General features: G+C 52.6%; 20 protein-coding genes and 2 pseudogenes. 15 read left to right on the top strand and 7 right to left on the bottom strand.

Annotated features, from left to right (window positions below):
- The 3 genes from cyoA to F7Q90_RS15450 form a co-directional block, all read right to left on the bottom strand.
- Positions 1–927: a cytochrome o ubiquinol oxidase subunit II gene (gene cyoA, locus F7Q90_RS15460; protein WP_006117964.1), complete on the bottom strand. Its 927-nt coding sequence runs from the start codon at positions 925–927 to the stop codon at positions 1–3.
- A 446-nt stretch (positions 928–1,373) separates the two neighbouring features.
- A complete protein-coding gene (ampG, locus tag F7Q90_RS15455) occupies positions 1,374–2,846 on the bottom strand; it encodes a muropeptide MFS transporter AmpG (protein WP_006117963.1) in 1,473 nt (490 codons plus the stop codon).
- A gap of 46 nt (positions 2,847–2,892) precedes the next feature.
- A complete protein-coding gene (locus tag F7Q90_RS15450) occupies positions 2,893–3,471 on the bottom strand; it encodes a lipoprotein (RefSeq protein ID WP_006117962.1) in 579 nt (192 codons plus the stop codon).
- A 265-nt stretch (positions 3,472–3,736) separates the two neighbouring features.
- Here F7Q90_RS15450 and bolA point away from each other — a divergent pair, with 265 nt between their 5' ends.
- The 9 genes from bolA (at position 3,737) to F7Q90_RS15405 (ending at position 14,123) form a co-directional block, all read left to right on the top strand.
- Positions 3,737–4,051, top strand: a complete 315-nt coding sequence (gene bolA / locus F7Q90_RS15445; RefSeq protein WP_006117961.1) for a transcriptional regulator BolA — start codon at positions 3,737–3,739, stop codon at positions 4,049–4,051.
- A 294-nt stretch (positions 4,052–4,345) separates the two neighbouring features.
- Complete coding sequence (tig, locus tag F7Q90_RS15440) at positions 4,346–5,650, top strand: trigger factor (RefSeq protein ID WP_006117960.1); 1,305 nt, start codon at positions 4,346–4,348, stop codon at positions 5,648–5,650.
- A gap of 335 nt (positions 5,651–5,985) precedes the next feature.
- Complete coding sequence (clpP, locus tag F7Q90_RS15435) at positions 5,986–6,609, top strand: ATP-dependent Clp endopeptidase proteolytic subunit ClpP (RefSeq protein ID WP_006117959.1); 624 nt, start codon at positions 5,986–5,988, stop codon at positions 6,607–6,609.
- Between the two features lie 132 nt (positions 6,610–6,741).
- Positions 6,742–8,013, top strand: coding sequence for an ATP-dependent protease ATP-binding subunit ClpX (gene clpX / locus F7Q90_RS15430; protein WP_006117958.1), 1,272 nt, complete (start codon positions 6,742–6,744; stop codon positions 8,011–8,013).
- 186 nt (positions 8,014–8,199) lie between these two features.
- Entirely contained in the window at positions 8,200–10,554 is a 2,355-nt protein-coding gene (lon, locus tag F7Q90_RS15425; protein WP_151161027.1) for an endopeptidase La, read from the top strand.
- 215 nt (positions 10,555–10,769) lie between these two features.
- Positions 10,770–11,042 (top strand): nucleoid-associated protein HU-beta, encoded by a 273-nt coding sequence (hupB, locus tag F7Q90_RS15420; protein ID WP_006117956.1) that lies wholly within the window; start codon positions 10,770–10,772, stop codon positions 11,040–11,042.
- Positions 11,043–11,292: 250 nt separating this feature from the next.
- Positions 11,293–13,161: a peptidylprolyl isomerase gene (gene ppiD / locus F7Q90_RS15415; protein ID WP_006117955.1), complete on the top strand. Its 1,869-nt coding sequence runs from the start codon at positions 11,293–11,295 to the stop codon at positions 13,159–13,161.
- Positions 13,162–13,299: 138 nt separating this feature from the next.
- Positions 13,300–13,623, top strand: a complete 324-nt coding sequence (locus F7Q90_RS15410) for a helix-hairpin-helix domain-containing protein (RefSeq protein WP_006117954.1) — start codon at positions 13,300–13,302, stop codon at positions 13,621–13,623.
- A 95-nt stretch (positions 13,624–13,718) separates the two neighbouring features.
- Entirely contained in the window at positions 13,719–14,123 is a 405-nt protein-coding gene (locus tag F7Q90_RS15405) for an acyl-CoA thioesterase (RefSeq protein WP_006117953.1), read from the top strand.
- Between the two features lie 36 nt (positions 14,124–14,159).
- Here F7Q90_RS15405 and queC read toward each other — a convergent pair whose 3' ends face one another.
- Positions 14,160–14,855, bottom strand: coding sequence for a 7-cyano-7-deazaguanine synthase QueC (gene queC, locus F7Q90_RS15400; protein WP_006117951.1), 696 nt, complete (start codon positions 14,853–14,855; stop codon positions 14,160–14,162).
- Between the two features lie 108 nt (positions 14,856–14,963).
- A complete protein-coding gene (locus F7Q90_RS15395) occupies positions 14,964–15,998 on the bottom strand; it encodes a PLP-dependent cysteine synthase family protein (protein WP_006117950.1) in 1,035 nt (344 codons plus the stop codon).
- A gap of 331 nt (positions 15,999–16,329) precedes the next feature.
- On the opposite strand from F7Q90_RS15395, the pseudogene F7Q90_RS15390 reads away from it, so the two are divergent.
- From F7Q90_RS15390 to amtB, 5 genes and pseudogenes are all read left to right on the top strand, one after another.
- A pseudogene (locus tag F7Q90_RS15390) lies at positions 16,330–16,758 on the top strand (Lrp/AsnC family transcriptional regulator).
- Positions 16,759–16,782: 24 nt separating this feature from the next.
- Entirely contained in the window at positions 16,783–18,552 is a 1,770-nt protein-coding gene (locus F7Q90_RS15385) for a SmdA family multidrug ABC transporter permease/ATP-binding protein (protein WP_006117948.1), read from the top strand.
- Complete coding sequence (locus tag F7Q90_RS15380) at positions 18,545–20,320, top strand: SmdB family multidrug efflux ABC transporter permease/ATP-binding protein (protein WP_006117947.1); 1,776 nt, start codon at positions 18,545–18,547, stop codon at positions 20,318–20,320. The genes F7Q90_RS15385 and F7Q90_RS15380 overlap by 8 nt, the downstream gene beginning before the upstream one ends.
- A gap of 257 nt (positions 20,321–20,577) precedes the next feature.
- Positions 20,578–20,916: a P-II family nitrogen regulator gene (glnK, locus tag F7Q90_RS15375; protein ID WP_003850469.1), complete on the top strand. Its 339-nt coding sequence runs from the start codon at positions 20,578–20,580 to the stop codon at positions 20,914–20,916.
- Positions 20,917–20,949: 33 nt separating this feature from the next.
- Positions 20,950–22,236: an ammonium transporter AmtB gene (gene amtB, locus F7Q90_RS15370; RefSeq protein WP_006117945.1), complete on the top strand. Its 1,287-nt coding sequence runs from the start codon at positions 20,950–20,952 to the stop codon at positions 22,234–22,236.
- 48 nt (positions 22,237–22,284) lie between these two features.
- On the opposite strand, the gene tesB is transcribed toward amtB, so the two are convergent.
- Positions 22,285–23,148 carry an acyl-CoA thioesterase II gene (gene tesB, locus F7Q90_RS15365; RefSeq protein ID WP_006117944.1) on the bottom strand — a complete coding sequence of 288 codons (864 nt, stop codon included), beginning with the start codon at positions 23,146–23,148 and terminating at the stop codon, positions 22,285–22,287.
- Between the two features lie 192 nt (positions 23,149–23,340).
- On the opposite strand from tesB, the gene F7Q90_RS15360 reads away from it, so the two are divergent.
- Positions 23,341–23,898, top strand: coding sequence for a YbaY family lipoprotein (locus tag F7Q90_RS15360; protein ID WP_006117943.1), 558 nt, complete (start codon positions 23,341–23,343; stop codon positions 23,896–23,898).
- Between the two features lie 165 nt (positions 23,899–24,063).
- On the opposite strand, the pseudogene F7Q90_RS15355 reads toward F7Q90_RS15360, so the two are convergent.
- A pseudogene (locus tag F7Q90_RS15355) lies at positions 24,064–24,212 on the bottom strand (IS630 family transposase); the annotation flags it as partial.

Here is a 24,212-nt window from a genome sequence, read left to right as displayed (position 1 = left end):
TTATTCCTCGGCTCCCGCGGTAGCGGTGTGACTCATGTCCATGCCTTTGTGTTCAGACATGTCCATTTTCCCGTGGCTATTCATGAACTTGTTAATGACCTGCAAGAACAGTTCAGGATTAGCTGAAGAGAAATATTCCACCGGGTGATTTTCGCTTGGCACAGCCACTTTCTCGAAATCATCCATCGTCATCAGCGTGTTAGGTGCCGCTTTTACTTTGGCAACCCACTGCTGGAACTCCGCATCGTCTTTGGTTGCAATGGCTTTGAACTTCATGCCAGAGAAACCGCGACCACTGAAGTTGGCGGAAATACCGTCGAAAGTTCCTGGCTCGTTTGCAATCAGGTGCAGTTTGGTCTGCATGCCCGCCATCGCGTAGATCTGGCTACCGAGCGTAGGAATAAAGAAGGAGTTCATGACGGAGTTGGAGGTGATTTTGAAGTTAACCGGGGTGTTTGCCGGGAAGGCAATCTGGTTAACTGTCGCAATACCTTGTTCTGGATAAATGAATAACCATTTCCAGTCCAGAGCAACGACGTCAATTTCAACCGGTTTCACGTCAGAGGCCAGGGGTTTGCTTGGCTCCAGCGCATGGGTTGATTTCCAGGTCAGTATTCCAAGGAAAACGATGATCAGGATCGGAATGGTCCAGACCACAGCTTCCACTTTATTGGAGTGTGACCAGTTAGGACTGTACTTAGCATTCGTGTTCGACGCCCGATATTTCCAGGCAAACACGACGGCCATTAAGACTGCAGGAATCACGACGATCATCATCAGACCAAAAGCGGTCAGTATCAGCGAACGTTGCTCCAGCGCAATCTGTCCTTTGGGATTTAACAATGCATTATCGCAGCCACTCATTAATAAAGTGCCTGCGATTAATGACAAAATCCCTAAACTTTTATTGTATTTACTGAGTCTCATTTAACGACCTCAATGACAAAGGGCTCTATTGTCGTTTAAGTGTGCGCGCATTTTACGGGAAGGTTTATGCAGTGTAAACCAGCTTAAGGATGTGTCAGAACCATGTTGACACCTTTTGCTAAGGGTGTCACAGATGTTGTTCTCGGTGACAAATTATTAACGTGGACAAGCAGTTGGCAGTAATATAACAAAAAGAGATGGATGCGGGGTTAAACAAAAGTAGGAAAGGAATAACCCTGACTTTTAATACCCAATTATTTAACAATATTGCATCATTTTTTCTCTAATTTTTAACTTAATTAATTGCGTACCGGATTTAAATATCTTGCCCGAAGCGCGCACATGATAAAAATATTTTTTGTAAATTGACACGCAAAGACAAATTAGGTGCGCTTAACCAATTGGCTGAAATGGCACCTGCGACTGTGCGATTATGAGGCAAAAGGTCAATTCCCGGCCTTTCTCAATGCGCGATAATCCAGCACCACACCGGACAGCACACCGCAAAGCGCCAGCGCCATACCGGCTTCAAACAGCGGAGCCAGCCACGCCGAAAGCGTGAGCATACCCGTTGCATTCAGCGCCAGCGACAGCAGCCATAGCGCCAGTAACCCGCATCCGCCTGCAAACAGCCGTTTCGTCCAACGGTAGCCTGTGGAAAAATAGCGGCGCGGCAAAAACTGGCCGGTTTTTTGGGTAAAGTCCAGTGTACCGCGACAAAAAGCCAGCAGGGCCAGGCCCGGCAGACCGGCGAAAACGGTAAAGGCGTAGAACGTTGGCCAGCCCCAGATCTCGACCAGATAACCGGCTGCAGGTCCCACGTAAACCCGGCCTACCGCTGAAAGCGCAGACAGCAGGGCGAACTGCGTCGCCGAGAAGGACTTATTACACAGCGTCATCAGCAGCGCGACAAACGCAGCGGTTCCCATTCCGCCACACAGGTTCTCAATAAAGACCGCGCTCGCCATGCTCCAGAGGTGTTTGTCGGTGACCGCCAGCAGCCAGTAGCCGAAATTCGACACCGCCTGGAGCAGGCCAAAAATCATTAACGCGCGAAACAGGCTCAGGCGCTGCATCAGCATGCCGCCATAAAGCGCGCCAATGATGGTCGCCAGCAAGCCCAGCGTTTTGTTTACCAGCCCGACGTCGCCCGGATTAAATCCCACGCCGCGAATCAAAAAGGTGGTGGTGAGAGAGGCGGCAAATGCATCGCCGAGCTTGTAAAGAATGATGAGCGTGATCAGCAGCCAGGCGTTGTTGCGATTAAAAAAATCGTGCAGAGGATCGACAACCGCCTGACGTAGCGTACGCGGCGCGGCCTGCGCGTTGTCCGGCTCTTTGGCAAGACAGGTTGCGATAAGGCAGGGCAGCAGGAGCAGGGCCATGAGCCAGTAAGTCGCCTCCCAGCCGAGATAGCGATCGGCCAGCCACAGCGCCAGACCGCCCGATATCAACATTGCCAGGCGATAGCCTAACACCGTGATGGCAGCGCCACTTCCGCGTTCTTCCGGCGGCAACACATCCGTTTTCCAGGCATCGAAGACGATATCCTGTGACGCAGAACAGAATGCAATCAGTACCGCCAGTGCCGCCATCAGGGTTAAATCCCGGCTGGGCTGCAAAAAGCCCATTGCCACAATGCTGGCCACCAGTGCCAGTTGCGTAATGAGCAACCAGCCTCTGCGCCGACCGAGAAGCGGCGGCGTGAAGCGATCCATCATGGGGGACCAGAGAAACTTAAACACATAGGCCTGGCCCACCAGTGAAAAGAATCCGATGGTTTTCAAATCGATATTATCAACCGTCATCCACGCCTGCAGCGTCCCGCTGGTTAAGGCCAGAGGCAAACCTGATGCGAATCCCAGAAGGAGTAAAATGGCTGCATTTTTTTGGCGGAAGACACGGAAGTAGTGATTCATACTGACCTTGAAAAGTGCCCGGCCGGGTGCCGGGCAAAAGACCTGATTAACGGGCGTTTTGTTTGATGAAGTCGTTGACGCTGGTGTCCTGCGCCATATCGGCGATCACGTCGCTCAGCGTAGAATTCACCGCATTGGTGATTTTCTGATTGGTGGCGCTGAAAGCCCCTTCTACGCTGTAGGTCTGGCGGTAATTTTTAATCTGTTTATTGCCATTTTTCGCGGTCGCCACGATAGAGATATCCGCCTTGGTGGTAATGCTGTAACGCACATCACCCTGGGTGACGTCGGCATACAGATTATTGACGATGATTTGCAGATCAACCGCGCCATTAGGACCGACCATATAGCCGCGCGCTGTCATTTGTTTCTCCAGCACTTCCTGGAGTAAGAAACGCAGATCGCGCGACGGGGTCAGGCTGACCAGTTGTCCATCGCGATTAACTTTTGCCAGCGCCTGATCGCGACGCTGATCGGCGCCGTTGATACTCACCGTAATGCCCATCAGGCTCGGATCGCGCTGTGGCAGCTGAATCTTAGGTTGAATGGTCAATGTGTTGTTGCTGGAAGCGCAACCGGCCAGGATAAAAGCAGCCAGCAGCGGGAATAACAGTTTTTTCAACATACGCTTTCTCGTTAGTGTCATGGGTTGGTGTGCAAAAACTGCGGCCATCATAGCAAAGCGGTGCAGTGAATAAAGCCTTTGCCACAAGGTAAACCGCGCAAGGCGCTTTTTCTTGCTCTCTACCTTTTCATATTCCCCGCCTGACAAGGCACAAGCGAAGAGGGCGACGGAGTGATAATATTACGTCCGCTGTCGCGTTGCGCAGCCAAAAACGGACTAATATTTAAACAGATGGGGCACAGCGCTCGCCATTGAGGGTAAAACCATGATTCGAGAACAGATAGAAGAGAAGCTGCGCCTGGCTTTTGAGCCGGCTCATCTGGAAGTGCATGATGAAAGCTACCGACACAATGTGCCTGCCGGTTCTGAAAGCCATTTCAAAGTGGTGATTGTCAGCGACGTTTTTACCGGTCAGCGTTTTCTCGCCCGCCATCGCGCAATTTATGGTGAACTCAGTGCTGAGCTGGCGGGAAGTGTTCACGCACTGGCCTTGCATACTTATACCCTGAAAGAGTGGGAAGGATTGCAGGATACGGTACTCGCTTCGCCGAACTGTCGCGGCGCGGGCACACTCGCATAACATTCCCTCTTTTTAAACGGCCTGCGGGCCGTTTTTGTGTTTTATCCTTGCTAAACGCGTTACCTGGCTCAAAAAAGCAGCAAACTCCCTGAAAAGTGGTGACTTAGCGTCCTCGACTCATCTCAGTGATGCCGCTATAATGCTGCGTCTATTTTTCCGGAATGTCTTCGGGACGCTTCTGGTAACAGGGATCAGGTTCTCTTCACGGAAGCCGTCCCGGTTGTTAGATACGGCGCATTAATTAATGTGTGGTGTCTGAAGTTGACCGAGCACGTGATTTTTTGAGGTAACAAGATGCAAGTTTCTGTAGAAACCACTCAGGGCCTGGGCCGTCGCATTACGATTACTGTCGCAGCTGACAGTATCGAAAGCGCCGTTAAAAAAGAACTGGTGGATGTGGCGAAGAAAGTCCGTATCGATGGTTTCCGTAAAGGCAAAGTGCCCATGAACATCGTCGCGCAGCGCTACGGTGCTGCTGTGCGCCAGGACGTGCTGGGCGATCTGATGACGCGTAACTTTGTTGACGCCATCATCAAAGAGAAGATCAATCCGGCTGGCGCGCCTAACTATGTGCCAGGCGAATACAAAGAAGGTCAGGACTTCACCTATGCGGTTGAGTTCGAAGTGTATCCAGAAGTTGAGCTGAAAGGCCTGGAAAACATCGAAGTTGAAAAGCCTCAGGTCGAAGTGACCGATGCCGATGTCGATACCATGCTGGAAACGCTGCGCAAGCAGCAGGCTAACTGGATTGAAACCGACGCTGCAGCGGGTGCTGAAGACCGCGCTACCCTCGATTTCACCGGTTCTGTTGACGGCGAAGAATTCGAAGGCGGTAAAGCATCTGACTTCGTTCTGGCCATGGGCCAGGGCCGTATGATCCCAGGCTTTGAAGAAGGCGTTGTGGGTCACAAAGCAGGCGAAACCTTCACTATCGACGTGAAATTCCCTGACGACTACCACGCGGAAAACCTGAAAGGGAAAGACGCGAAGTTCGAGATCGTGCTGAAGAAAGTGGAAACGCGCGAACTGCCAGAACTGACCGAAGAATTCATCAAGCGTTTCGGCGTGGAAGATGGTTCGGTTGCGGGCCTGCGTGCGGAAGTGCGTAAGAACATGGAACGTGAGCTGAAAGGCGCGATTCGTAACCGCGTGAAGACACAGGCTATCGACGGTCTGGTTGAAGCGAACCCTATTGATGTGCCTGCTGCGCTGATCGACAGCGAAATCGACGTTCTGCGTCGTCAGGCTGCACAACGCTTTGGTGGTAACGAGAAGCAAGCGCTGGAACTGCCACGCGAACTGTTCGAAGAGCAGGCGAAGCGTCGCGTTGTGGTCGGTCTGCTGCTGGGCGAAGTGATTCGCACGCACGAGCTGAAAGCCGATGAAGATCGCGTTAAAGTGCTGATCGAAGAAATGGCGTCTGCTTACGAAGATCCGCAGGAAGTGATCGAGTTCTACAGCAAAAATAACGAGCTGATGAACAACATGCGCAATGTGGCGCTGGAAGAGCAGGCGGTTGAAGCTGTGCTGGCGAAAGCCAAAGTTTCTGAAAAAGAAACTAACTTCCAGGAACTGATGAATCAGACCGCTCAGGCCTGATCGTCCGTTTAACCCCTTGTGCTAAAGCCCGCGCCTGAAAAGTCGCGGGCTTTTTTCTGTAATATGCTTTCTGGCAACGGACCTGTCGCTATTTGATTAATTTTTAGGCGAATTGTTCACGCATCGCTTTTTCCGGGTTAGCGATTGATGAAAAGGTTGTTATGCTTGAAACAACTGAGCACTATCCCAAGATAGAGGGAGTATGCAAAAAACAGTTCGGCTGACTGATTAACCGTCCTGATGTTGTCGGTAAGAGGCAGAGCATAGTTTTTGTTGCTCGTCTTACGTAAAATCGGTACAGAATGTTGCCAATGAAATTTATCCAGGAGACGGTAATGTCATACAGTGGCGATCGTGAGTTTACTGCACCGCACAATGCGTTGGTGCCAATGGTGGTCGAGCAAACCTCGCGCGGCGAGCGTTCATACGACATCTATTCCCGTCTGCTTAAAGAGCGCGTTATCTTCTTAACCGGCCAGGTAGAAGATCACATGGCTAACCTGATTGTGGCCCAGATGCTGTTTCTGGAAGCGGAGAACCCGGAAAAAGATATTTACCTTTATATCAACTCGCCGGGTGGCGTCATTACGGCTGGCATGTCAATTTATGACACCATGAAGTTTATCAAGCCTGACGTCAGCACCATTTGTATGGGCCAGGCCTGCTCAATGGGGGCTTTCCTGCTCACAGCCGGGACGAAAGGCAAGCGTTTCTGCCTGCCAAACTCACGCGTGATGATTCACCAACCGCTGGGTGGCTATCAGGGACAGGCGACCGACATTGAGATTCATGCGCGTGAAATTTTGAAAGTGAAGCAGCGCATGAACGAGCTCATGGCGGAACATACCGGTAAGTCACTGGAAGAAATTGAGCGTGACACTGAGCGTGACCGTTTCCTCTCCGCCAGCGAAGCGGTAGAGTATGGATTGGTCGATTCAATCCTGACGCATCGCCAATAAGCCCTAACTTCACCTTGTCTCTGGTCTATAGTTAACAGGACAAGATAATGACGGGTTGAATGAACATCGGCCGTGTACCCACGGCCAGTGCTGTACGGCTGGTACGGCCTGAGAACAAGAAGAGGTTAACTGATGACAGATAAGCGCAAAGACGGTTCAGGAAAGTTGCTGTACTGCTCTTTTTGCGGCAAAAGCCAGCATGAAGTGCGTAGGCTGATTGCCGGGCCGTCAGTGTATATCTGCGATGAGTGCGTTGATCTGTGTAACGACATTATTCGCGAAGAGATTAAAGAGGTTGCCCCGCATCGCGAACGTAGTGCGCTGCCTACGCCGCATGAGATCCGCCATCACCTCGACGATTACGTTATTGGTCAGGAACGGGCCAAAAAAGTCCTGGCCGTGGCGGTGTACAACCACTACAAACGTTTACGCAACGGGGATACCAGCAACGGTATCGAACTGGGCAAAAGTAACATTCTGCTGATCGGTCCGACCGGTAGCGGTAAAACGTTGCTGGCTGAAACCCTGGCCCGTTTACTGGATGTGCCTTTTACTATGGCGGATGCAACCACGCTGACCGAAGCCGGTTATGTGGGTGAAGACGTCGAAAATATCATCCAGAAGCTGCTGCAAAAATGTGACTACGATGTGCAGAAAGCCCAACGTGGTATCGTCTATATCGATGAAATCGATAAAATTTCACGTAAATCAGACAACCCATCGATCACCCGTGACGTATCGGGTGAGGGTGTGCAACAGGCGTTACTGAAGTTGATTGAAGGCACCGTCGCCGCTGTGCCGCCGCAGGGTGGCCGTAAGCATCCGCAGCAGGAGTTTTTGCAGGTCGATACCTCTAAGATTTTGTTTATCTGTGGTGGCGCCTTCGCCGGTCTGGATAAGGTTATCTCGCAGCGCGTTGAAACCGGTTCAGGCATTGGCTTTGGCGCAACGGTGAAAGGTAAATCACAGAAGGCAACAGAAGGCGAGTTACTGGCGCAATGTGAGCCGGAAGATCTGATCAAATTTGGCCTGATCCCAGAATTCATTGGCCGTCTGCCTGTGGTAGCCACGCTCAATGAACTGAGTGAGGAAGCGCTGATTCAGATTCTGCGTGAGCCGAAAAACGCACTCACCAAGCAGTATCAGGCGTTGTTTAACCTGGAAGGCGTTGAGCTGGAGTTCCGTGACGAAGCCCTGACGGCGATTGCTAAAAAGGCGATGTCACGTAAAACCGGTGCGCGCGGTCTGCGTTCTATCGTGGAAGGCGCGCTGCTCGAAACCATGTACGATCTGCCGTCCATGGAAGATGTCGAGAAAGTGGTGATTGATGAGTCGGTGATTGAAGGTCAGTCTGAACCCATGCTGATTTATGGCAAGCACGAAGCTCAGGCTTCTGGCGAATAAATAAACAAATCGTCCACATTGTGCCATCTATAAAGGGGAAAATCTTTCCCCTTTTGCATTTCTCACCGTTGTGACATTGAATGTCTGACAATCATCCCCATATACTCAGACACCTGTGGGTTTGACCGCACACCTGCCTGATGCGGTACCCATCACCTTGCGGACACTAAACTAAGAGAGAGCTCTATGAATCCTGAGCGTTCTGAACGCATTGAAATCCCCGTCCTGCCGTTGCGCGACGTGGTAGTTTATCCGCACATGGTAATTCCGTTGTTTGTTGGCCGGGAAAAATTAATTCGGTGCCTCGAAGCCGCAATGGATCATGATAAAAAGATCATGCTGGTCGCACAGAAAGAGGCTTCAACGGATGAACCTGGCATAAACGATCTTTTTTCAGTGGGTACCATTGCTTCCGTACTGCAGATGTTAAAACTGCCAGACGGAACGGTAAAAGTGCTGGTTGAAGGTTTACAGCGTGCCAATATCACTACGCTGGCTGACAACGGTGACCATTTTGTCGCCCAGGCGGAATATCTGGTCTCTCCGGAGATTGAAGAGCGCGAGCAGGAAGTGCTGGTGCGCACGGCGATCAATCAGTTTGAAGGCTATATCAAACTGAATAAAAAGATCCCGCCTGAGGTCTTAACGTCACTGAACAATATTGATGATGCGGCGCGCCTGGCGGATACGGTGGCGGCGCACATGCCATTAAAACTCGCGGATAAACAGTCAGTGCTGGAGATGTCAGACGTCAATGAACGTCTGGAATATCTGATGGCCATGATGGAATCTGAAATCGATCTGCTGCAGGTTGAGAAACGCATTCGCAATCGCGTCAAAAAGCAGATGGAAAAGAGCCAGCGTGAGTACTACCTGAATGAGCAGATGAAGGCCATTCAGAAAGAGCTGGGCGAGATGGATGATACGCCTGACGAGTACGAAGCGTTAAAACGTAAAATCGATGCGGCCAAAATGCCGCAGGAAGCGCGTGAGAAAGCTGAAGCAGAACTGCAGAAGCTGAAAATGATGTCGCCGATGTCTGCCGAAGCGACCGTGGTGCGCGGCTATATCGACTGGATGGTTCAGGTTCCGTGGAATGCGCGCAGCAAAGTGAAGAAAGATCTGCGCAAAGCCCAGGAAACGCTGGATACCGACCATTATGGCCTGGAACGCGTCAAAGACCGCATCCTTGAGTACCTTGCGGTGCAAAGTCGCGTCAGCAAAATTAAAGGGCCGATTCTGTGTCTGGTGGGACCGCCGGGCGTGGGTAAAACCTCGCTGGGTCAGTCTATTGCGAAAGCAACCGGGCGTAAGTATGTACGCATGGCCCTCGGCGGCGTGCGGGATGAAGCGGAAATTCGCGGTCATCGCCGTACCTATATTGGCTCTATGCCGGGCAAGTTGATTCAGAAGATGGCGAAAGTCGGCGTGAAAAACCCGCTGTTCCTGTTGGATGAAATCGACAAAATGTCGTCGGATATGCGCGGCGATCCGGCCTCAGCGCTGCTGGAAGTGCTGGATCCTGAACAGAACATCGCCTTTAACGATCACTATCTGGAAGTCGATTACGATCTGTCTGATGTGATGTTTGTGGCGACGTCGAACTCCATGAACATTCCGGCTCCACTGCTGGATCGTATGGAAGTGATTCGTCTGTCTGGCTATACCGAGGACGAAAAACTCAATATCGCCAAGCAGCATTTACTGCCGAAGCAGATTGAGCGTAACGCCCTGAAATCGTCTGAGATCACCGTCGAAGACAGCGCTATCATCGGCATCATCCGTTACTACACGCGTGAAGCTGGTGTGCGTAGCCTGGAACGTGAACTGTCCAAGCTGTGCCGTAAAGCAGTGAAAACGCTGCTGATGGACAAAACCAAAAAGCACATCACCATTAATGGTGAAAACCTGAAGGATTTCCTTGGGGTGCAGCATTTTGACTATGGCCGCGCCGACAGCGAAAACCGCGTGGGTCAGGTAACAGGTCTGGCATGGACGGAAGTGGGTGGCGATTTGCTGACCATTGAAACCGCCTGTGTACCGGGCAAAGGCAAGCTGACTTATACCGGTTCGCTGGGCGAAGTCATGCAGGAATCCATTCAGGCCGCGCTGACTGTCGTCCGCGCCCGGGCGGAAAAACTGGGTATCAATGGCGATTTCTATGAAAAACGCGATATCCATGTGCACGTACCGGAAGGCGCGACGCCGAAAGATGGTCCCAGTGCCGGTATTGCCATGTGTACTGCCCTGGTGTCTTGCCTGACCGGTAACCCGGTGCGTTCAAACGTCGCGATGACCGGTGAGATCACCCTGCGTGGTCAGGTCCTGCCTATCGGCGGGCTGAAAGAGAAGCTGCTGGCGGCACACCGCGGTGGTATTAAAGTGGTGCTGATCCCGGACGAAAACAAACGCGATCTGGAAGAAATTCCTCAGAACGTGATTGCCGATCTGGAAATTCATCCGGTCAAACGTATTGAGGAAGTGCTGAACCTGGCACTGGAAAACGCGCCTTACGGTATGCAGGTAGCTACCGCAAAATAGTGATTAATGGCATAAAGCGTTAAAAAGCCGCGCTGGCAACACCAATTGGTGCTTGCCAGCTTTTTTTTGTCCCGCTAATTTAGGTGGCTGCTGAAGCGATGTTATAAGAGGATTACCGTTGTTTCGGCATATAAGGCTTGATATAACTTGCTGCGCGTTCGTGCCCGACAGGAAGCGTGGGTACGATGTGAAATAATAAAGAGGGGATGAATAGAGTGAATAAGTCACAACTGATCGATAAAATTGCTGCCGATGCCGACATTTCTAAAGCAGCAGCAGGACGTGTTTTAGATGCATTTATGGGCTCTGTTTCTGACGCGCTGAAAAGCGGAGATGAAGTGGCGCTGGTAGGTTTCGGCACTTTCTCAGTACGTGAGCGTGCAGCGCGCACCGGCCGTAACCCACAAACCGGTAAAGAGATTACTATCCCGGCAGGTAAAGTACCGGGTTTCCGTGCAGGTAAAGCACTGAAAGACGCTGTCAACTAATGACAACGCCACCACTCAATAACACATTTTCTTGAGTGGATTAGAGGACGGTTAACGCGTTCTCATGTAACATACGGGCACATCAATAAGATGTGCCTTTTTTACATCCGGAGAGGCGGTTTAAGGTTGCGAGACTTGTCTCAACAGGATGCATGCTGCCAGCCAGACTTGCAGCGGAGTAATGCGTCGGGAAGATGGCGTTATTGCGGCAGGGCTTTACATTCACACTACAGCGGAGTGTTGTCATACCATGATGGACAATTTACGCGCGGCGTCGAACCATGTCGTGCTCAAGATTATTTTGGGGTTGATCATTCTCTCCTTTGTGCTGACCGGCGTTGGCAACTATCTGATTGGCGGTAACAACGATTATGCGGCCAAAGTTAATGGCCAGGAGATCAGCCGTGCACAGTTAGAGCAGGCGTTCAACAACGAGCGCAATCGTCAGCAGCAGATGCTGGGTGATCAGTTCTCGCAGCTTGCGGGCAACGAAGGTTACATGCAGCAGATGCGCCAGCAGGCGCTGTCTCAGCTGATTGACCAGGCATTACTGGATACCTACATAAAAGATCTGCATATTGCCATCAGTGACGATCAGGTCAAACAGGCTATCTTCAGCCAGTCTGCGTTTCAGACCAACGGCAAGTTCGATAATGCTAAATACAATGCGATGATCCGCAATATGGGATTCACGCCGGATCAGTATGCCGAAGCGTTGCGTAAACAACTGGCCACCCAGCAGCTGATCAATGCGGTCGCGAATACCGATTTTATGCTGAAAAATGAAACCACTAAGCTGGTGGATTTGGTGGCGCAAAAGCGTGATATTCAGACGGCTACCCTCGATGTGAATGCTCTGGCTGCAAAGCAAACCGTCAATGACGACGAAATCAACCAGTATTATCAGCAGCATAAAAGCAGCTTTATGGCCCCTGAGCAGTTCCGCGTAAGCTATATCAAACTGGATGCCGCCAGCATGCAGGAAAATGCCAGCGATGCGGATATTCAGGCCTGGTACGATCAACATAAAGCGGACTACACGCAGCCCCAGCGCGATCGTTACAGCGTGATTCAGACCAAAACCGAAGCCGATGCCGACGCTATTCTGGCGCAGCTGAAAGGCGGCGCGGATTTCGCGGAACTGGCAAAAACCAAATCCATTGACCCGATCTCTTCCCGTAAAGGCGGCGATATGGGCTGGCTTGAGCCGTCAACGACGCCAGACGAGCTGAAGAATGCGGGACTGAAAGAAAAGGGTCAGCTTTCCGGTGTAATCAAGTCTTCTGTGGGTTTCCTGATTGCCCGTCTTGACGACATCAAGCCTGAGCAGGTTAAACCGCTGGCGGAAGTACGTGATGAGATCGCGGACGCGGTCAAACAGGATAAAGCACAGGCGGAATTCTATAAACTGCAGCAGAAAGTCAGTGAAGCCGCGAGCAATGATAATGAGTCGCTGGCTGGTGCAGAGCAGGCGTCAGGTATGAAAGCCGCAGAAACAGGCTGGTTCAGCCGTGACGATGTGCCTAAAGATCTCGACTTTGATGCCGTTAAGCAGGCCATCTTCAATGGTGGGTTAGTGGGACAAAACGGTGCGCCCGGAAATAACTCTGACATCATCAATGTCGATGGCGATCGTGCCTTTGTGCTGCGTATCAGTGCGCATAAACCCGAAGCGGTGGAACCCCTCGACAAGGTAAAAGCGCAAATCACCGAGACGATCAAGCATGATAAAGCGACGCAACAGGCAAAAGCCCAGGCTGATAAACTGTTAGCCGAGCTGAAAGCCGGTAAACCGGATGTGCTGAAAGCCGCAGGTCTGACGTTAAGCGCCAGCAAAACGGTTGACCGTAACACGCAGGATCCCGTTGCTCAGGCTGCCTTCAACCTGCCAGAGCCAGCGGATAACAAACCGTCATGGGGCGTGGGTGAGGACATGCAAGGCAATGTGGTGCTGATCGCGGTGAATAAGGTTACGACCGGTAGCCTGCCTCAGGCGCAGATTGACGAGATGGTCAAAGGCGTCACGCAAAACAACGCGCAACTGACCTTTGAAGCCTTACTGCAAAACCTGCGTAAAGCGGCCAAAATCAAATACGGTGCCGCTGCTCAAATGCAGTAATCCTCGCAAAATTCAGGTAACAGCTGAAATGGAAAAGGCCGCTTATGCGGCCTTTTCCATTTCAGAACGTTGCCCTTTGAGTCTGTTTAGCGGACATGACACGCTGAGCCTGCTGTTTAACACAAGGAGAAACACAGCATGGCTAAAACCCACTTACATGCCTTTTATCTTTCCCTCGCCCTTTGTGGCGCCCTCGTTCAGACGCCACTGGCAGCGGCAGAAACCCCCAGTGAGACACAGGCTGCACAGGTTTCAATGCCGCATCAGGAGCAGGTCAGTATCAATGAAGCCACGGCGGAGCAACTCTCGGCGGTGATGAATGGCGTTGGTCTGAAAAAGGCGCAATCTATCGTCAGCTATCGTGAAGAATACGGGCGGTTCACGGCGGTGGATCAACTGAAAGACGTGCCCGGCTTTGGTCACGCGCTGGTGGAGCGAAATGCCTCACGGTTAAAATTGTGAAGTGAAGCGCAACTCTGATGCTTAACCTGCTGTCAGGGCGGGACTCTGCTAGAGTGAACAGGTCCAACCAGTCAATAAGCAGCAGGAGAAGGATCATGCAGACCACGATAAAAGTGCGCGGCTACCATCTGGATGTTTACCAGCATGTTAACAATGCGCGTTATCTGGAGTTTTTAGAGGAAGCGCGCTGGCAATGGCTGGAAGAAGCAGAGGCCTTTACCTGGCTGCTTGAGCAAAAACTGGCTTTTGTGGTGGTAAACATCAATATCAATTATCGTCGCCCGGCCGTATTGGGCGACGTACTGGAGGTCAGCAGTGATATTAAGCAACTCAATGGGAAAAGTGGCATCATCACTCAACACATTTTGTTAGCGGGCAGTGAAACGGTGGTCGCGGATGCTGCACTGACGTTTGTGTGCATTGATCTTCGCACGCAAAAAGCCGTTCCGCTCGAAGGAGAACTGCGGCAGCGACTGGAAAGATTAATGAAGCCGGCCTGATTAAGGCGGCGACACGCCATCGTCGCCGCAAAAGTATTATTCCAGACCGGTTTTGGCCTTCATGGCGGCCATAATGCCAGCACGATCCTGCTGATAGGCCTTCAGGCCATTGGCCCGCAGATGGCAGGCGGCACAGTCGCCGCAACCATCGCCTTTAATGCCGTTGTAGCAGGTGAGGGTGTCTTCGCGGATTAAGGTGAGCTGCTGCCAGTAATCGGCCAGCGCCCAGGTTTCGGCTTTATTAAGCCACATCAGCGGTGTTTCAAAACGAATGTTACGCGCCATGCCCAGGCTGACGGCATGGTTGAGCGCCTTGACAAACTCATCGCGGCAGTCGGGGTAGCCCGAGAAGTCGGTCTCGCAAACGCCTGTGATGACCGCTTCCGCTTCAACCTGATAGGCATAAACCGATGCCAGGGTCAGAAACAGGATATTGCGGCCGGGGACAAAGGTGCTGGGCAGGCCGGTTGCAGTCGGGTCATACGATGGCACCGGGATGCTGTCACGCGTCAGGCTGCTCACCGCCAGCGCATTCAGCATCGTCACATCCAGCACTTTATGAGCACGGGCACCCAGCTTCAGGGCCAGGTCGCGGGCAACGTCAATCTCTTCACGATGACGCTGACCGTAATCAAAGGTCACACAGTGCACTTCATCATAACGTTGCAAAGCCTGAACCAGACAGGTGGTGGAGTCTTGCCCACCGCTAAACACCACAACAGCGCGTTTCATGAGATATCCCAGTTTAAACATTTGCGCTTATGGTAATACCTGAGTGCGCCGCTGAACAGCTGCAGGCGGCGATCACATCAGGTTATATCTGCCTGGCGGGGTGAAATATTATTCCAGTTCGCGCTGCCAGGGCGTGATATCACCAATATGTTGTGCGACCCAGTCAGGCTGGTAGTAAGTGTCAGGATAGCGCTCGCCGCTGTAGCACAGCAGGGTAACCAGTGAACCCTGTTGGTTATTGTCGCGCAGGCGTTTGGCCACCTGCATCATGCCCCAGAAGTTTGTGCCGGTAGACGGGCCCGGTTTACGCCCCAGCAGGGTTTCCAGCTTAAGCATGGCGGCAATCGAGGCTGCATCCGGGACTTTGATCATTTCATCAATAACGTCGGGCATAAACGACGGCTCCACGCGCGGACGTCCAATGCCTTCAATCATGCTGCCGCGTTGACCGGTGAGCGAGGCATCACGGTTTCGCCAGTAGTCGTAAAACACGGAATGCTCCGGATCAACAACCAGCAAACGGGTATCGCATCCCTGATAGCGAATGTAGCGGCCAAGCGTGGCGGAGGTCCCACCGGTTCCCGCACTCATAATCAGCGTATGAGGAACAGGAAAAGGCTCATTCGCCATCTGGCGGAAAATACTCTCGGCAATGTTGTTATTGCCGCGCCAGTCAGTAGCCCGCTCTGCATAGGTGAACTGATCCATGAAGTGGCCATTCAGTTCCCGCGCCAGCCGTTCTGATTCGGCATAAAGCTGACAGGGATCGCTCACAAAATGACACTGGCCGCCATAGAACGTGATTTGTTCAATTTTACGTCGGGCCGTACTGGCTGGCATCACGGCGATAAAGGGCAGGCCCAGCAGGCGGGCAAAATACGCCTCTGAGACGGCGGTGCTGCCCGATGACGCTTCAATCACGGGCGTACCCTGTTTGATCCAGCCATTAGCGAGAGCATAAAGAAACAATGACCGTGCCAGACGGTGTTTCAGGCTGCCGCTGGGATGCGTACTTTCGTCTTTCAGATAGAACCCGATTCCCGGGAAATCGGGCAATGCAAAGCGGATCAGATGCGTATCCGCAGAGCGTTGAAAGTCAGCATTGATTTCGTTTATCGCGTGGCGTATCCAGCATGAAGACATAAGGGTTATTTCCGACCGGGTAAAAGCCCCTATTTTAAGGCACGTGCAGGAAAAAGAGCTTGCAGCTTTTGCAGTAAGATCGGCGTAATGGAGAAAAAATTTCTACCGGAGTGCGCATGTTAGATAAAATCGACGGCTTTGTTGAATAATAGGTAATCATTCTGTTTTGTCTGCACTGTTTTGGTAGAAAACGCTGATGCCAGACAGAACACCGTCATACGCAAGCATGTAACGCATTGATTTTATGTTATCTGAAACAACCGTTTTCATAGTACCACAGCATAAAATCCATTTATTCAACAAAGCCAAAATCGACCTTAAACTGCTGGCGATGCTGCAGCAGGATTGCACAGTTTCGCTCTAGGTACTGGCGGATGCGGTTAACCTCACCACCACGCCCTGCTGGAAGCGCCTGAAAAAGTTGGAAGAAGATGGCTTCATCCGCGCACGCGTTGCCCTACTTGATAATGAAAAACTCGGCCTGTCACTTACCGCCTTTATGTTTGTGAAAACCACCCAGCACAGCAAAGACTGGTATCAGGAATTTGTGTCGGTAGTGCAAAGCATGCCTGAAGTGATGGGCTTCTATCGCATGGCCGGGGAGTATGATTATCTGCTGCGTATTCAGGTTGCCGACATGAAAAGTTATGATGCCTTCTATAAGCGTTTAGTTAATGGTGTAACAGGCCTGATCGATGTGACCTCCAGCTTTGCGATGGAAGAGATCAAATACACTACAGCCCTGCCGGTTGCCCCCTGATTACCTGAGATTGAGAGCTGCCTTGTGCGATTATTCAGCCAGTTAAGTTGGTATTTTATCCGTGAGTGGCGGCATTATCTGGGCGCCGTCACTTTATTAATCATCATTGCCGTGCTGCAACTTCTGCCGCCGTGGGTGGTTGGCGTGGTGGTTGACGGCGTAACGCATCACAGCATGAGCGCCAGCGGCATTATGATGTGGATTGGGGTGATGCTGCTGACTGCCGTCGTGGTTTATCTGCTGCGTTATGTCTGGCGCGTGCTGTTGTTTGGTGCGTCCTACCAACTCGCCGTCGAATTACGCGAGGACTTTTACCGTCAGCTCAGCCGACAGCAGCCCGCCTTTTACCTGCGCCATCGCACCGGCGATCTCATTGCGCGTGCCACGAACGATGTGGATCGCGTGGTTTTTGCTGCCGGGGAAGGCGTGCTCACGCTGGTGGATTCGCTGGTGATGGGATGTGTTGTGCTGATTGCCATGAGTACCCAAATCAGCTGGCAGTTAACGCTGATTTCGCTTATTCCAATGCCGTTTATGGCACTGGTAATTCACCGCTATGGCGAGCAACTCCATAACCGTTTCAAACTGGCTCAGGCTGCCTTTTCCAGCCTGAACGATCAAACGCAGGAGAGCCTGACCAGCATCCGTATGATCAAAGCATTTGGACTTGAGCAGCATCAGTCCCAACAGTTTGCCGATATTGCACGCGATACCGGCGAAAAAAATCTGCGCGTCGCCCGGGTGGATGCGCGTTTCGATCCCACCATCTATATTGCCATTGGTTTTGCCAACCTGCTGGCGATAGGCGGCGGAAGCTGGCTGGTGTGGCACGGAGACATGACACTGGGCCAGCTCACCAGCTTTGTAATGTATCTTGGCCTGATGATTTGGCCGATGCTGGCGCTGGCATGGATGTTTAACATCGTTGAACGAGGCAGTGCAGCCTGGAGCCGCATCCGCGCATTATTATCCGAAGCGCCAGTGGTGGAAGACGGTGATCACACCTTGCCTGAGCCGGCGGGAACGCTGCAGGTGGCTATCCGCGAATTTCATTATCCCGCCAGTGCCGGTGCGGTATTAAGCAATGTCACGTTCCAGTTAAAACCGGGCGATATGCTGGGGCTGTGTGGCCCGACCGGCAGTGGTAAAACCACGTTACTGAGTCTGATTCAGCGTCATTTCGACATTCAGCAAGGTGATATTCGCTACCATGCCATCCCGCTGCCGTCGCTGCGTCTGGACAGCTGGCGCAGTCGCCTGGCCGTGGTGAGCCAAACTCCGTTCCTGTTCTCGGACAGCGTGGCCCGTAATATTGCGTTGGGTAAGCCCAACGCCACGCAGGACGAGATTGAGCAGGCGGCGAAAATGGCCTGCGTGCACGAGGATATTCTGCGTCTGCCGCAGGGCTATGAAACCGAGGTGGGCGAGCGCGGCGTCATGCTTTCGGGTGGTCAAAAACAACGCATTTCCATCGCCCGTGCCTTGCTGATGAATGCGGAAATTCTGGTGCTTGATGATGCACTCTCGGCGGTTGATGGTCGCACTGAACACGACATCCTGCATAATCTGCGGCAGTGGGGCAGAGGGCGAACGATTATTATCAGTGCGCATCGTTTGTCGGCGCTGACAGAGGCCAGCGAAATTCTGGTGCTGCAAAAAGGCACGGTGGCACAACGTGGCGATCATGCCGGGCTGGCGAATATGCCTGGCTGGTATCGCGATATGTACCGTTACCAACAGCTGGAAGCGGCACTGGACGACGATGAGAGGGAAGAAGAGGTGGCACATGGCTAAATCACAACGTATGTGGCCAACGCTCAAACGCCTGCTTAGTTATGGCAGCCCGTGGCGCAAGTCATTGTCTTTGGCCGTGTTGATGCTGTGGATTGCGGCCGCGGCAGAAGTGACCGGTCCGGTTCTGGTGAGCTATTTTATTGATAATCTGGTCGCGAAGCATCAGATGCCGTGGGGCACGGTGGCGGGACTGGTCGTAAGTTTTATCCTGTTGCAGCTTCTGGCTGCCGCTTTGCATTACTGGCAGGCCTTACTGTTTAACCGGGCCGCCATTGGCGTGGTACAGCGCCTGCGTACCGACGCCATGAATGCGGCACTGCGACAGCCGCTCGGCGCCTTTGATACGCAGCCGGTCGGGCAAATTATTTCCCGGGTCACGAATGATACCGAAGTTGTTCGGGATCTGTACGTCACGGTGGTGGCAACGGTGCTGCGTAGCGCCGCGCTGGTCGGTGCCATGATGGTGGCGATGTTTAGTCTGGACTGGCGCATGGCGCTGGTGGCGATGTTAATTTTCCCGATGGTGCTCATTGTGATGCTGATTTATCAGCGCTACAGCACGCCGATAGCCCGTCGTGTACGCAGCTACCTGGCAGACATTAATAATGGCTTCAATGAAGTCATCAGCGGAATGAGCGTGATACAACAGTTTCGCCAGCAGGCGCGCTTTGGTGAACGCATGCTGGAGGCCAGCCGTTCACATTATCTGGCGCGCATGGAAACGCTCAGGCTGGATGGTTTCCTGCTACGACCGCTGCTGAGCCTGTTCTCCGCGCTGATACTCTGCGGATTACTGTTGCTGTTCAGCTTTTCGGTGCCGGGTGTGTTTGAAGTTGGGGTACTTTACGCCTTTATTACCTATCTGGGGCGCCTCAATGAACCGCTGATCGAACTGACCACCCAGCAGTCGATGCTGCAACAGGCGGTCGTGGCGGGCGAACGTATTTTTGAACTCATGGATGCGCCACAGCAGCATTACGGTCATGACGATCGGCCTCTGCAATCGGGACGCATTACGCTGGAGAACCTGAGCTTTGCCTACCGGGACGATCGTGAGGTGCTGAGTAATATTGATCTCGACGTGCCTTCGCGGGGCTTTGTCGCCCTGGTGGGACATACCGGCAGCGGCAAGAGCACACTGGCAAATTTGCTGATGGGCTATTACCCCGCCACGCGCGGCGAGGTGCGCCTGGACGATCGTCCGCTTAACCAGTATTCCCATGAGGCACTGCGTCGCGGTATCGCGATGGTACAGCAGGATCCGGTGGTGCTGGCCGACACGCTGTTAGCGAATGTACGGCTGGGTCGGGATATCAGTGAAGAGGCGGTCTGGTCGGTACTTGAACAGGTACAGCTGGCCCCGCTGGCGCGCGCCTTGCCTGACGGTATCCATACCCGACTGGGAGAGCAGGGTAATAATCTCTCGGTGGGGCAAAAACAGCTACTGGCCCTGGCTCGGGTGCTGGTGCAACTGCCGCAGATTTTAATACTGGATGAAGCTACCGCGAATATTGACTCCGGCACGGAGCAGGCGATCCAACACACGCTGCGCACCTTACGTCAATATACGACCCTGGTAGTGATTGCTCACCGCCTTTCCACTATCACCGAGGCCGATACGATTCTGGTTTTGCACCGTGGCCGCGTTGTCGAGCAGGGGAATCATCAGCAGCTGCTGGCCTTGCAGGGCCGTTACTGGCAAATGTACCAGCTGCAGCAGGCAGGTGATCGGCTCGAATCGGATGAGGTGCTGACCAGTGCCGGATGATCTGCACCTTTTTTGCGCATTTTTTCCTTGTTGAACCGTTTGGATGCACGTCTTTGTGCTTAACAGCACCAAAAGCGTGCATCCGCTTCGCTTAGCCATCCCATCACTGCGTCCTGCTTATTTATTCTGCGTTTCCTAACCCTGATTCTATCGCAGCCTGAAAAGTGATTGTGCCCATTAATTATATCTGGCACAGGCTTTGCTTAACTCTCTCCGTGTCCATGAGACCGACCTATTTTAATCCTTAAGGAGAGGCTATGAAGCTGGTTACCGTCGTGATTAAGCCGTTCAAGCTGGAAGATGTGCGAGAAGCATTGTCTTCAATTGGTATTCAGGGACTGACCGTCTCCGAAGTTAAAGGTTTTGGGCGTCAGAAAGGACATGCTGAACTCTATCGCGGGGCGGAATACAGCGTAAATTTTCTGCCGAAAGTAAAAATTGATATCGCCATTGCCGATGACCAACTGGACGAAGTAGTGGACGTAATCAGTAAAGCAGCTTACACCGGAAAAATTGGCGACGGCAAGATTTTCGTTGCTGAACTGCAGCGCGTGATTCGCATACGTACCGGCGAAACCGACGAAGCCGCACTGTAAACAAGACTCAGTAATGTGATGGGATGGAAAAAAATGAATAAAATGCTGACCAAGTTGGGCCTGACCAGCCTGGCACTGTTACCGTCGCTGGCGATGGCGGCACCTGCCGTAGCGGACAAAGCCGACAACGCCTTTATGATGATTTGCACCGCACTGGTGCTGTTTATGTCAATTCCTGGGATTGCACTGTTTTACGGCGGCCTGATCCGCAGTAAAAACGTGCTGTCGATGCTCACACAGGTTGCGGTGACCTTCTCACTGGTGTGCGTACTGTGGGTGGTTTATGGCTACTCACTGGCCTTCAGCGAAGGCAATGCCTTCTTTGGCAGCTTCAACTGGGCCATGCTGAAAAACATTGCACTGACCGCCGTCATGGGCACCTTTTATCAATATATTCACGTCGCGTTCCAGGCATCCTTTGCCTGTATCACGGTCGGTCTGGTCGTCGGTGCGCTGGCGGAACGTATCCGTTTCTCCGCGGTGCTGATTTTTGTCGGTGTCTGGCTGACCCTGGCTTATCTTCCCATTGCGCATATGGTCTGGGCGGGCGGCTTACTGGCTCAGGATGGCGCACTGGACTTCGCGGGCGGCACGGTGGTGCACATTAACGCTGCGGTAGCCGGTCTGGTTGGTGCTTACCTGGTGGGCAAACGTGCCGGTTTTGGCAAAGAAGCATTCAAACCACACAACCTGCCGATGGTGTTCACCGGTACTGCGATTCTGTATGTTGGCTGGTTTGGTTTTAACGCCGGTTCAGCTTCCGCTGCGAATGAGATTGCTGCTCTGGCCTTCCTGAATACCGTGGTTGCGACGGCGGGTGCGGTGCTGGCCTGGACCTTTGGCGAGTGGGCGCTGCGTGGTAAACCGTCTTTGTTAGGTGCCTGTTCTGGCTTTATTGCTGGTCTGGTTGCCATCACGCCGGCTTGTGGTTATGTCGGTGTCGGCGGCGCGCTGATCATCGGTATCGTGGGTGGTCTGGCAGGTATCTGGGGCGTGACCACGCTGAAAAAATGGCTGCGTGTTGACGATCCCTGCGATGTGTTCGGTGTCCACGGTGTCTGTGGCATCATCGGTTGTATCCTGACTGGCGTGTTTGCTTCATCTTCACTGGGCGGCGTGGGTTATGAGCCTGGCGTGACCATGGGCCATCAGATTGCGATTCAGTTGCTGAGCGTGGGCGTTACCATTGTCTGGTCTGCCGTCGTTGCCTTTATTGGCTTTAAACTGGCCGATATGATCGTCGGTCTGCGCGTACCGGAAGAGCAGGAGCGCGAAGGTCTGGACGTCAACAGCCATGGCGAGAACGCTTACAACCAGTAACTTGTCAGTCTGAATAAATAAAAAGGGGCGATGATTCGCCCCTTTTTGCTATTCGCTGCGCTGACGCATAACGCCTTCCTGCACGGTAGACGCGACCAGCTCACCCTGTTGATTGTAAAACTCCCCGCGAACAAAGCCGCGTGCACCCGATGCTGAGGTGCTTTCAACGCTGTAAAGCAGCCAGTCATTAAAGTTCAGTGGCCGATGGAACCACATAGAGTGATCAATGGTCGCCACCTGCATATCGGCTTCAAGAAAACCTTTACCATGCGGTTGTAAGGCCACAGGCAGAAAGTTGAGATCGGACGCATAGCCAAGGAGGTACTGATGGATACGCACATCGTCGGGCAGGGTGCCATTGGCCCGAATCCACACCTGACGCTGCGGTTTATCGACATGGCCTCTTAACGGGTTGTGGATCTGTACCGGGCGGATTTCCAGCGGGCGTTCAGCGACAAATTTTTCGCGTAATTTTTCCGGCAGCATATGCGCCATTTTTTGCGCCATTTGCTGCTCATTGGCCAGGTTTTCCGGTCCTTTAACCTGCGGCATCGGTTTTTGATGTTCAAACCCGCTTTCCGGAGACTGGAAGGATGCCGTCATATAAAAGATCGGCTGACCATTTTGGATGGCACTGACGCGGCGCGCGCTAAAACTTTTGCCGTCGCGCAGACTTTCAACATCGTAAATAATCGCCTTTTGGCTGTCGCCGGGGCGAAGAAAATAGCTGTGAAAGGAGTGAACGCCCCGATCCTCGGGAACGGTCTGTTTGGCCGCAAAGAGAGCCTGTCCAACCACCTGACCGCCAAATACCTGACGCAGGCCCAAATCTTCGCTCTGGCCGCGAAATAACCCCTCGTCGAGTTTTTCCAGATGAATAAGATTAAGCAGATTTTCGAGTGCCTGACTCATGGCGCTATCCTGAGAAAATGTATTTTGCTAAGTGTGAAAGATCCGACCAGTTTCCGTCAACCACACTTTTGGACTTTCATCCAACCAGGCAAACTTTTGATTTTGTGCCAACATTAAAGCTATACGGCGAGTGAAACGCTGTAATAAAGATTCACTGCTAAAAATCATTCTGATCAAAAGGAGACGACATCGATGAAATTCTGGCATGTGTTAAGTGGCGTCGCGATGGCAATGGCTCTCGCAGGTTGTGCCCATAAAGGAAAACCGGTACCGACACCGACATTGGGTTCTGCGGTCGCAGGACAAACGGCGACCATCGCTCAGCCTAATGTAAGCGGGGCGGTTTATATTCGTCAGCGTATCGCGTTACCGCCTGATGCAGCCCTGACAGTGACCCTGTCTGATGCATCGGTGGCAGATGCACCGTCCAAAGTGTTGGCACAGCGCGTGGTTCGCACCGACGGGAAACAGGCGCCGTTCCATTTCATACTGCCGTTTAACCCAGCGGATGTTCAGCCAAATGCACGCATTCTGTTGAGCGCAGCTATTACGGTTAATGGCAAGCTGGCCTTTGTCACGGAAGAAGTGAAACCGGTCGTGAATCAGGGCGGCACCAAAGCCGATCTGGTGTTAGTGCCCGTGCCTTCTGTACCGATGAAGACTCAGCCTGGCGCCGTCACCACTGTGCCACCGACATCGCCCACGCAGGTTACGCCGTCCGCCGCCGTGCCGGCACCGACAACGATGTAAGGCTCTGAGGCAGGGCGGCGCGCTGTGCCGCCCTGCAGTATTAAAACTGCCAGCGAAACTTAGCCAGATCGATCTGACCTGCCTCCGTAACTTCCACGCCTTCCGATTCCAGCGCTTCACGCTGACGAAAAAAACGTTCGCCCTAAATAACTGATCCTAATACCGCTACACTTTAGCCAGCCCATGTTTTCCCCCGGGGAATGGGCTGACGGTATTCATAAAGTGATGGACCTTTTTCAACAGTTGCCACATTGAACTGCACTGGTGATTTCGGGTTATTGTCTCATGAAGCGCCTGCCACAACCGTTCGACAT

Origin of the sequence: Pantoea stewartii subsp. stewartii, assembly GCF_008801695.1 — a bacterium.
Lineage (GTDB): Bacteria > Pseudomonadota > Gammaproteobacteria > Enterobacterales > Enterobacteriaceae > Pantoea > Pantoea stewartii.
This window is presented reverse-complemented; position numbering and strand designations above follow the sequence as displayed.

Excerpts from the sequence above, each read along its gene's own strand:
- cyoA (WP_006117964.1), bottom strand. The coding sequence starts at position 927 with ATGAGACTCAGTAAATACAATAAAAGTTTAGGGATTTTGTCATTAATC.
- ampG (WP_006117963.1), bottom strand. The coding sequence starts at position 2,846 with ATGAATCACTACTTCCGTGTCTTCCGCCAAAAAAATGCAGCCATTTTA.
- F7Q90_RS15450 (WP_006117962.1), bottom strand. The coding sequence starts at position 3,471 with ATGTTGAAAAAACTGTTATTCCCGCTGCTGGCTGCTTTTATCCTGGCC.
- bolA (WP_006117961.1), top strand. The coding sequence starts at position 3,737 with ATGATTCGAGAACAGATAGAAGAGAAGCTGCGCCTGGCTTTTGAGCCG.
- tig (WP_006117960.1), top strand. The coding sequence starts at position 4,346 with ATGCAAGTTTCTGTAGAAACCACTCAGGGCCTGGGCCGTCGCATTACG.
- clpP (WP_006117959.1), top strand. The coding sequence starts at position 5,986 with ATGTCATACAGTGGCGATCGTGAGTTTACTGCACCGCACAATGCGTTG.
- clpX (WP_006117958.1), top strand. The coding sequence starts at position 6,742 with ATGACAGATAAGCGCAAAGACGGTTCAGGAAAGTTGCTGTACTGCTCT.
- lon (WP_151161027.1), top strand. The coding sequence starts at position 8,200 with ATGAATCCTGAGCGTTCTGAACGCATTGAAATCCCCGTCCTGCCGTTG.
- ppiD (WP_006117955.1), top strand. The coding sequence starts at position 11,293 with ATGATGGACAATTTACGCGCGGCGTCGAACCATGTCGTGCTCAAGATT.
- F7Q90_RS15410 (WP_006117954.1), top strand. The coding sequence starts at position 13,300 with ATGGCTAAAACCCACTTACATGCCTTTTATCTTTCCCTCGCCCTTTGT.
- F7Q90_RS15405 (WP_006117953.1), top strand. The coding sequence starts at position 13,719 with ATGCAGACCACGATAAAAGTGCGCGGCTACCATCTGGATGTTTACCAG.
- queC (WP_006117951.1), bottom strand. The coding sequence starts at position 14,855 with ATGAAACGCGCTGTTGTGGTGTTTAGCGGTGGGCAAGACTCCACCACC.
- F7Q90_RS15395 (WP_006117950.1), bottom strand. The coding sequence starts at position 15,998 with ATGTCTTCATGCTGGATACGCCACGCGATAAACGAAATCAATGCTGAC.
- F7Q90_RS15380 (WP_006117947.1), top strand. The coding sequence starts at position 18,545 with ATGGCTAAATCACAACGTATGTGGCCAACGCTCAAACGCCTGCTTAGT.
- glnK (WP_003850469.1), top strand. The coding sequence starts at position 20,578 with ATGAAGCTGGTTACCGTCGTGATTAAGCCGTTCAAGCTGGAAGATGTG.
- amtB (WP_006117945.1), top strand. The coding sequence starts at position 20,950 with ATGAATAAAATGCTGACCAAGTTGGGCCTGACCAGCCTGGCACTGTTA.
- tesB (WP_006117944.1), bottom strand. The coding sequence starts at position 23,148 with ATGAGTCAGGCACTCGAAAATCTGCTTAATCTTATTCATCTGGAAAAA.
- F7Q90_RS15360 (WP_006117943.1), top strand. The coding sequence starts at position 23,341 with ATGAAATTCTGGCATGTGTTAAGTGGCGTCGCGATGGCAATGGCTCTC.